Annotated in this window: 8 protein-coding genes, 1 other RNA gene and 1 pseudogene; 3 read left to right on the forward strand and 7 right to left on the reverse strand. The window is 45.3% G+C overall.

Translation table 11 applies throughout. The features are described from left to right. Positions 1-38: 38 nt before the first annotated feature. From gcvH to Xinn_RS12940, 6 genes are all read right to left on the reverse strand, one after another. Positions 39-431, reverse strand: coding sequence for a glycine cleavage system protein GcvH (gcvH, locus tag Xinn_RS12915; RefSeq protein ID WP_086955943.1), 393 nt, complete (start codon positions 429-431; stop codon positions 39-41). A gap of 47 nt (positions 432-478) precedes the next feature. Further along, positions 479-1,576: a glycine cleavage system aminomethyltransferase GcvT gene (gene gcvT / locus Xinn_RS12920; RefSeq protein WP_086955941.1), complete on the reverse strand. Its 1,098-nt coding sequence runs from the start codon at positions 1,574-1,576 to the stop codon at positions 479-481. Positions 1,577-1,952: 376 nt separating this feature from the next. Further along, on the reverse strand, positions 1,953-3,179 hold the full coding sequence (gene ubiI, locus Xinn_RS12925) for an FAD-dependent 2-octaprenylphenol hydroxylase (RefSeq protein WP_086955939.1): 1,227 nt from the start codon (positions 3,177-3,179) through the stop codon (positions 1,953-1,955). A 23-nt stretch (positions 3,180-3,202) separates the two neighbouring features. Then, positions 3,203-4,393: a 2-octaprenyl-6-methoxyphenyl hydroxylase gene (gene ubiH, locus Xinn_RS12930; protein ID WP_086955938.1), complete on the reverse strand. Its 1,191-nt coding sequence runs from the start codon at positions 4,391-4,393 to the stop codon at positions 3,203-3,205. Between the two features lie 86 nt (positions 4,394-4,479). Further along, a complete protein-coding gene (gene pepP / locus Xinn_RS12935; protein WP_086955936.1) occupies positions 4,480-5,796 on the reverse strand; it encodes a Xaa-Pro aminopeptidase in 1,317 nt (438 codons plus the stop codon). A gap of 241 nt (positions 5,797-6,037) precedes the next feature. Then, on the reverse strand, positions 6,038-6,613 hold the full coding sequence (locus tag Xinn_RS12940; protein ID WP_086955935.1) for a YecA/YgfB family protein: 576 nt from the start codon (positions 6,611-6,613) through the stop codon (positions 6,038-6,040). Between the two features lie 242 nt (positions 6,614-6,855). On the opposite strand from Xinn_RS12940, the gene zapA reads away from it, so the two are divergent. The 3 genes from zapA to Xinn_RS12955 all read left to right on the forward strand — a co-directional run bounded on the left by zapA (position 6,856) and on the right by Xinn_RS12955 (position 8,202). Then, positions 6,856-7,161 carry a cell division protein ZapA gene (gene zapA, locus Xinn_RS12945; RefSeq protein WP_086955933.1) on the forward strand — a complete coding sequence of 102 codons (306 nt, stop codon included), beginning with the start codon at positions 6,856-6,858 and terminating at the stop codon, positions 7,159-7,161. 209 nt (positions 7,162-7,370) lie between these two features. Further along, positions 7,371-7,555: non-coding RNA, 6S RNA (ssrS, locus tag Xinn_RS12950), on the forward strand. A 50-nt stretch (positions 7,556-7,605) separates the two neighbouring features. Further along, a complete protein-coding gene (locus Xinn_RS12955) occupies positions 7,606-8,202 on the forward strand; it encodes a 5-formyltetrahydrofolate cyclo-ligase (protein WP_086955932.1) in 597 nt (198 codons plus the stop codon). A gap of 53 nt (positions 8,203-8,255) precedes the next feature. Here the strand turns inward: Xinn_RS12955 and Xinn_RS12960 are convergent. Further along, positions 8,256-8,473 (reverse strand): annotated as a pseudogene (locus Xinn_RS12960) (zinc ribbon domain-containing protein); the annotation flags it as partial.

The following is an 8,473-nucleotide window of genomic DNA, read 5'->3' on the forward strand; positions in this document are numbered from 1 at the left end:
CTTACGATATAACTTTGGTAGTGCGGGGCGATAAATGCTTACTCTTCTTCTGCCAGTAATGTCCGATAACCATCTGCATCAAGCAGCTCGGACAATTTACTTTCATCAGTTACCTTCATGCGGAACAACCAGCCATCATGATAAGGCCCACTGTTCACTAATTCCGGCGAGCCTTCCAGTGCCGGATTAATAGCAATGACTTCACCGCTCAGTGGCGCATAAATATCAGAAGCTGCCTTAACAGATTCAACAACAGCACAATCATCACCAACGCTTACCTGCATTCCGATTTCAGGTAAGTCAACGAACACCATATCGCCTAATAACTGCTGGGCATGTTCGGTAATACCCACGGTGTATTCGCCATTTCCTTCAGAACGAATCCATTCGTGTGATTCGGTATATTGTAATTCAGCGGGTACATGACTCATCGGTTCCATCTCCTTATTTTTTATTAATTAAAATGTTGCGACTAAAATCATCCTACAAGCGATTTTCCCATCCGCACAAAGCCCGGTTTCACAACCTGAACCGGTATCTCACGATTACGGATCTGGACAACTGCCTGCTTTCCAACCCCTCGCGGTATCCGTGCAAGGGCAATACTGAATCCTAATGTAGGAGAAAATGTTCCACTGGTAATAGCACCAAAATGTGTTGCACCCGTTTCATCAGTAAAGCCAACCGTTAGCCCACGGCGCAATACACCTTTCTCACGCATGACTAATCCGACTAATTGTTCTGTTCCGGATTCACGTTGTTTTGACAGGGCTTCGCGGCCAATAAACTGGCGATCTTCCGGCTCCCAGGCAATTGTCCATCCCATGTTAGCTGCCAATGGTGAAATGGATTCATCCATTTCCTGACCATAAAGATTCATTCCCGCTTCAAGGCGTAGTGTATCCCGCGCTCCCAACCCCGCTGGTTTTACACCTTCTTTCAGCAACTGTTGCCAAAAACCCGCTGCGTGCTCCTGAGGCATGGCAATTTCATACCCTGCCTCACCGGTATAACCAGTCGTTGCAATAAATAGATCACCGGCCTGTATACCAAAGAATGGTTTCATGCCTGCAATAGCTTGTTTTTGTTCTTCACTTAACAAAGATTGTACTTTAGATTGTGCATTCGGGCCTTGCACCGCAATGAGCGCCAAATCATCACGCACAGTGATCTCAACAGGATATTTTTCAGCATGTTGTTTTATCCACGCTAAGTCTTTCTCACGTGTAGCTGAGTTAACCACCATGCGATAAAAATCTTTTGTGAAAAAATAGACAATCAGGTCATCAATAACACCGCCGGAAGCACTCAGCATCCCGGTATAAAGTGCTTTACCTTTTTCATTCAGTTTGGCAATGTCATTTGCCAGAAGATAGCGGAGAAAATCACGGCAACCCGCGCCGTGTAAGTCCACAATAGTCATATGGGAAACATCGAACATACCTGCGTCAGTTCGCACCGAGTGATGCTCGTCGATTTGTGAGCCGTAATGAAGGGGCATCATCCAGCCATGAAAATCTACCATGCGTGCTCCGCATGCCAGATGTTGTTCATACAATGGGGTGTGTTTTGACATTATTTCCCTCTTTCCATTCTTGACATGAAGACGTTCTTGATCTGAGTAAAATACGGCGTATTAACCGACAAATATTGGATCATGAAGCAGAAAAGCGATTAACAGCGCAAACGATACCTTGGACTAGAAGTTATCACTGAAAATGGAAATGAACCATAGAATAAATTATCAACCCCACAGTGATACCTTCAAAAACACTTCACTATCATGCAGAATTTTTTTCTAATTTATTGTGGCGGGACGCTAAAAACTGGCAGTAAAATACAAAATATGTTCTTTTTTTATTAGAAACAGACTAAAGCGTGAAGCAAATCGACTGTATACACTTTAGCCTGATATAAAAAAAACTAATCCCAAATCATCGGCGATATTAGAATTATTCAACTGAAGGAGTCTGGGCCATCAGCCAATCCGGTAGATCATGAAGTCCCATTGCATGGTGGAGTAATTTTGGTTTCACTCCCGGTAAACGGTCAGCCACAGCCAGCCCTACATCACGAAACAATTTTTTGACTGGGTTATTGCCATCAAAGAGCTGACGAAACCCCTGCATACCAGCCAGCATGACTGCCGCACTATGTTTGCGACGACGTTCATAACGACCAAGATAGAGATATTGCCCGATATCTTTACCTGCCTGATGCAATCGATGAAGTTCACCAATCAGTTCTGCCACATCCATAAACCCCAGATTGACTCCCTGACCGGCTAACGGATGGATCGTATGTGCAGCATCCCCTAATAAAGCCAGCCGATGTGCAGCAAAATTGCGGGCATAACGCCCCATCAACGGAATGGTTTGCCGCTCACTGACCAGCTCACATTGCCCCAGATGCATATCAAAAGTTGCACTCAACTGCCGGTTAAATAATTCAGCATCCATTGCCCTGCGCTGTTTTGCTGCTTCCGCCGGGAGTGACCAGACAATAGAGCATAAATGTGGCTCAGACAGTGGCAGAAAAGCGAGAATACCATCGCCGTGGAAGACCTGACGGGCAACCCCCTGATGAGGTTCCGCAGTATGAATGGTAGCAACCAGTGCGTGATGTTCATAATCCCAGAAAGTCAGAGGAATATCCGCATGCTGACGTAACCATGAATGAGCGCCATCTGCACCGACCACCAGCCGTGAAGTCAGCATTTGCTGATCAGTCAGGGTAATAAAGGCTTCCTTTTCTCCCCATGCAACATGCTTAAGCGAAACAGGAGCAAACATGGTTATGTCAGATAAACTTTCAGCCTGCTCCCATAAAGCCTGCCTGATCACGTTGTTTTCGATGATATACCCAAGGTGACTCAAACCATTTTCTGCGGCACTGAACTGAATACGGCCAAAACTGTCCTGATCCCAGACTTCCATTCCATGATAAGGACTGGCACGCATTGCCAGTATTTTCTGCCAGACACCAAGATGGGTTAGTAATCTTTCACTGGCGGCATTGATGGCAGAAACACGCAGTGCATGCTCATCATTGGTATGAAATTTACCGGTTGGCGGATGCTCTTCAACAATCGCAATGCGCAAACCGCTACCCTGTAAACCACAGGCCAGCGCAAGGCCAACCATACCACCTCCTGCGATCACCACATCAAATGACTGCATGTTTTATTTCCTCTTAATCTGACTTATTCTGCCGTTGAATGATGGTTGACCCAGCCCAGTGTCTGACGTGCCAGTGTTCCTTTTATCAGTGGCAACCTTTCCATTACCATCAGGCCAAGGTTTCTCCCGACTCTCAACGGAAAATAGTCATTGGCAAACAGCCTGACTAATCCGTCAGTAATACCGACTGTTGTTTCACGATCAGCATCCCGTTGCTGCCGATAACGTGCAAGAACGTTATAAGAGCCAATATCCAGCCCTTCAATTGCTGCTGCCGAAATCACCTGAGCCAGAGCCATAACATCACGCATACCCAGGTTAAAACCTTGCCCCGCAATTGGATGCAGCGTCTGCGATGAATTACCTACCAGAGCCAGACGATGGCTAATCTGCTGTCCGGCTGTGGATAAAGCCAGCGGATAGCAGTGTCGCTGACCTGTTTCCAACATTTTTCCCAGCCGCCAGCCAAAGGCTTTCTGCAACTGGTAAAGAAATTCGCTATCTTTCCACTGACTGATTTCCGCCTGTTTTTCCGATGGATGACACCAGACCAGTGAACTGCGTCCTTCTGACATTGGCAGCAATGCTAACGGGCCATACTGGGTAAAACGTTCAAACGCGCGCCCCTGAGGATGTTCAGAAGTCAGAACATTGGCAATAATGGCAGACTGACCATAATCCTGTCGCTGCCACGGAATATGACAGGCATTTGCCACAGCAGACTGGCTGCCGTCTGCGGCTACCAGAAGTTTTCCCGTCAGTTTTTCCCCATTATCCAGAGTAATAGAGACAGAATTATCTGAGCGCTCAACAGCATTCACTTTCGCCGGGCAATAAAGCTTAATATTCGGGGTCTGTTTTAATAAGCTAAATAGACGGTTTCCGGCATTGTGCAATTCAATGACATTACCCAATGCCGGAATGCTATAGTCATCGGCTCGGATATTCACAAAACCACTATGCCCGCGATCACTGACATGAACGTGAGTAATTGGCGTCACACAATCTTTCAGAGCAGGCCAGATGCCTATCTGGTTTAAACGCTGACATGTGCCATAAGCTAAGGCGATCGCCCTTGCATCAAAACCCGGATGTTCCTGTGTCGGCTCTGCTGCTTCAATTAAAGAGACCTGTAACTGCCCCCGACTCAAGGAAGAAATGGCAAGCGCCAGTGTTGCACCGGCCATTCCTCCCCCTACGATAATCACGCTCATTATCACTTCCTGATTACTATCCCTTCGTCTTTCAGGCTGCCTCCCTCGGACTATGATGCAACCTGAAATCCATTAGATATATGACTCTAATTCTTTTTTGCCTGTGCCATCAGTGCTTCAATTTCATCAGGATCTTTCACGACGTATTCAGTTAAATTTTCATTACCTGATTCGGTAATCAAAATATCGTCTTCAATACGAACCCCAATTCCCCGGTATTCCGACGGGACATCAGCGTCTGGTGCGATATACAGCCCCGGCTCAACAGTCAGTACCATGCCCGGTTCAAGAATCCGATCTTTATCAACACCATAGTGCCCTACATCGTGGACATCCAGCCCTAACCAGTGACTTAAACCATGCATGAAAAATTGACGATAAGCATTGGTCTCGATCAAATATTCGACTTCACCATGCATAATCCCCAGCTTGACCAACTCTTCAACCATGATACGCACAACTTGTGCCGTCACTTCACTCATGCTGGTCCCCGGTTTATAAAGCTCAAGGGAAACATTGAGGGATTTCAGCACAATATCGTAAATTTCTCGCTGAGGACGGGTGAATTTACCATTAACCGGAAATGTCCGTGTAATATCACCCGCATAGCCTTCATATTCACAACCGGCATCGATCAGGACCAAATCGCCATCTTTCATACGGCGATCATTCTCTATGTAATGGAGAATACAGGCATTTTCCCCGGAACCAACAATAGTGTTATAAGCCGGGTAGCGTGCCCCCTGAAAGGTAAATTCATGCTGAATTTCCGCTTCAAGCTGATATTCAAACATATCTGGGCGGCAACGCTGCATCGCTCTGGTATGAGCCTGAGCACTGATTTGCCCGGCTTTACGCAGGATTTCCAATTCAGTTTCTGATTTAAACAGGCGCATTTCATGCAGCCACGGACGCCAGTCGGCTATAATTGATGGGGCAATGAGATTGCGGCGGCTATTTTTGCGTAATTTATCCAAGGCACTGAATACGATTCTGTCAGCATATTCAAATTCCCCCTGAGCATGATAAACCACGTCCAATCCGTTCAGCAGCAGGTAGAGTTGCTCGTCAATATCCCCAAATGGCAAGGCTCGATTCACACCCAGTTTTTCCGGTGCATCCTCTTGCCCGAGCCGACGACCAAACCAAATTTCAGCCGTCAGATCACGCACTCGGTTAAACAACACACTATGATTGTGAGTTTCATCACTTTTAATCAGGATAAGAACAGATTCTGGTTCGTTAAATCCAGTCAGGTAAAGAAAATCACTGTGCTGACGATAAGGATATTCACTATCTGAATTGCGTGTCGCATGCGGAGCAGAAAAAATGATGGCCGCGCTGGCCGGTGCCATTTTCGACAATAATACCTGACGACGGGACAAATACTCTTGCTTGGTCATACCCTCTCCTGCAATCTCATTATTATTAGTTATACCCTTCGTCTTTCAAGCTGCTTCTTTGTTGGCTGCACTCACTCACCCCGGTCACATAGTTATCTATGCTCCCGGGGGTTACTGAGAGGCTTCTGCCTCTCACCGGAGGCCAGCCTTTAGCTGGGCAAATTCGTTCCCGACGAATTTGTCATTCCTTTGCCGTCGCGATGCAATTTGAAATCCATTGGGTATATCGATTAATCACCAATCAATGCAGCGTTGGCTTTTCGTTTTTGGTATTGCCTGCTTTTTTCGGTGTCACCAGCGCGATGTAGCAAAGCTGCACTGCGACACGAACATATTCCAGAACTTCTTCCAGTGCCTGAGATAGCTCTTCCTGATCTTCACTTTCATCGTATCCCAGCATACCTATATTACGTAAATCCGTAATAACTTCCTGAATTTCTTTTCTTTCTGTCAATTTAGGATCTGCTACACCCAAACCTAACAAAAAATGGTTTACCCATCCTGCCAACGCATCGGCACAGGCAAAAACACCTTCTTTATCATCAGGAAGAAGTAAATTAAAGTGAAAATTACTGTCATCCAATAATTCGAAGGTTGTTTCATACAATTCTCTGATTGGCAGCGCGAGGATCTGTGAAAATGCCAGACCATCATTGGCGAGATCATGCACAAGAGCCTGCCAGCTACTGTCGTGATTTCCACCACATAGTAACCCACTGATTAAACCGTGCATTTCTGCCGCAGTCAAAGCGACTGACTGTTGATGCAAAATTTCATCAAATGACTGATAATTAGGTAATGAGTTTTGTATAGACATGTATATTGATCATCGTTGGCGATATAAGTTCATGCTATGCTACCATCAAGGGGAGTCGCTATACCAGACAACATAATCAGGTTGTTTTTTGGTATTGCACGGTAATGATTGGTGTCGGCCTTATTTTTATACCAGAATATGTTTTTGCACCCTTTATTTTTCCAGATTACTACAACTCTGGAAAGATAAAGGGTGTATGTCAAAATTAAGGTATCGGCACAGTAATAAATCAGGAAGGTGTCATGTCTGCACAACCAGTAGATATTCAGATTTTTGGGCGGTCATTACGTGTCAATTGTCCACCAGAGCAGATAGAAGCATTGCAGGCTGCTGCGGATGAACTTGATCAGCGTTTGCATAACCTCAAAGAACGCACCAGAGTGACTAATACTGAGCAACTGGTTTTTATTGTGGCGCTGAATATCTGTCACGAGTTGGCACAGGAAAAAATGAAAACCCGTGATTATGCCTATAATATGGAACAGAAAATTAAAATGCTCCAGCAGACGATTGAGCAGGCACTGTTAGAGCAAGGTAACAAAAGTTAAAGCAAGGTAGCAACAGCCTGAAATTAGTGAGTTTCATATCATCAATGAACTTATCCTTGTTTATAAATCAGGCAGTAGTCACGATAGATGCGCATAAGCAGTTGCTTTCTCCATTTAGTTCCATACAATAGGCTGCATGATGTTACTTAAGACTAAATGGGTAGGTTCTGATTGATAGTTCCTGGTTGATTAGTTTAAAGTAATAAAAAATTTCTCTGAGGTGTTCGTGAGCGGGGATGTCCCCTGAGCCGATATTTCATATCTGATAGAATGTGGTGCTCCGTTTCTTGTGAGCATGCTTGGCTAGTCCAAGAAGCCTAATAGGGGCGACACCATGTTCACCTTGAACCAAGGGTTCAAGGGTTACCACCTGCAGCGGCATCTTGGAGAACCCTAATTTATCTGTTTTGTATCCTTTTCTGCACTACTTAATAGGCAGGTATCATGCAATCAGATTCTTTTTTCTCTCTTCGAAAAAGCATCAGAAAAGACATCCGTCAACTACGTAAAAGCCTCTCTCCTGAACAACAATTGCAATTTGCCCTACAGGCAGCCGAACGGGTCGTAACACACCCTAAAATCCAGCAAGCAAAAAAAATTGCTCTGTATCTCTCTTTTGATGGTGAATTAGACACACGCCCGTTGATTCAGCAACTCTGGCAACAAAACAAACAGGTCTATTTACCAGTATTACATCCTTTCAGTCGGAATCATTTACTGTTCCTTCGTTACCAGCCTGACACTCCTCTCATTCAGAACCAATTCAAGATAGAAGAGCCACCGCTGGATATCCGGCAGGTTTTACCTGTTTCTGAGCTGGATATTATGTTTATTCCACTCGTTGCTTTTGATCGTAGCGGGCAACGCTTGGGGATGGGTGGAGGGTTTTATGACAGGACGCTTGCCAAATGGCAACAGCAGCATTTTTATCCGATTGGGCTGGCGCATAACTTTCAACTGGTTGACTCACTACCCAGCGCAAGTTGGGATATTCCTTTACCCGAAATTATCACGCCAGAAAAAACATGGCGCTGGGTATAACTACTGATAATTATTTATTGGTGACTTCTCACCGCCCTATCGGACGATGCTTCTTATTTCGTTAGCCGTTGCTCGATAGTATCGAGACTTACGCAGCTTCCATAAGCAGAAACGACCGTCCAGCCGCCTTTAATTCCAGAATGCCTTTATCACGGATATTGAGAGCCGCGTTTAAGTCGCGGTCTATATCCATAGTGCCACAAGATGGACAATCCCACTGACGAACCGACAAAGGCATATCTTCCGTTTTATGACCGCAACAATGACAAGT

It is taken from the genome of Xenorhabdus innexi, assembly GCF_002632485.1.
Classification (GTDB): Bacteria; Pseudomonadota; Gammaproteobacteria; order Enterobacterales; family Enterobacteriaceae; genus Xenorhabdus; species Xenorhabdus innexi.

Bases quoted from the DNA above. Each gene is read 5' to 3' on its own strand.
- gcvH (WP_086955943.1), bottom strand. From the start codon at position 431: ATGAGTCATGTACCCGCTGAATTACAATATACCGAATCACACGAATGG.
- gcvT (WP_086955941.1), bottom strand. From the start codon at position 1,576: ATGTCAAAACACACCCCATTGTATGAACAACATCTGGCATGCGGAGCA.
- ubiI (WP_086955939.1), bottom strand. From the start codon at position 3,179: ATGCAGTCATTTGATGTGGTGATCGCAGGAGGTGGTATGGTTGGCCTT.
- ubiH (WP_086955938.1), bottom strand. From the start codon at position 4,393: ATGAGCGTGATTATCGTAGGGGGAGGAATGGCCGGTGCAACACTGGCG.
- pepP (WP_086955936.1), bottom strand. From the start codon at position 5,796: ATGACCAAGCAAGAGTATTTGTCCCGTCGTCAGGTATTATTGTCGAAA.
- Xinn_RS12940 (WP_086955935.1), bottom strand. From the start codon at position 6,613: ATGTCTATACAAAACTCATTACCTAATTATCAGTCATTTGATGAAATT.
- zapA (WP_086955933.1), top strand. From the start codon at position 6,856: ATGTCTGCACAACCAGTAGATATTCAGATTTTTGGGCGGTCATTACGT.
- Xinn_RS12955 (WP_086955932.1), top strand. From the start codon at position 7,606: ATGCAATCAGATTCTTTTTTCTCTCTTCGAAAAAGCATCAGAAAAGAC.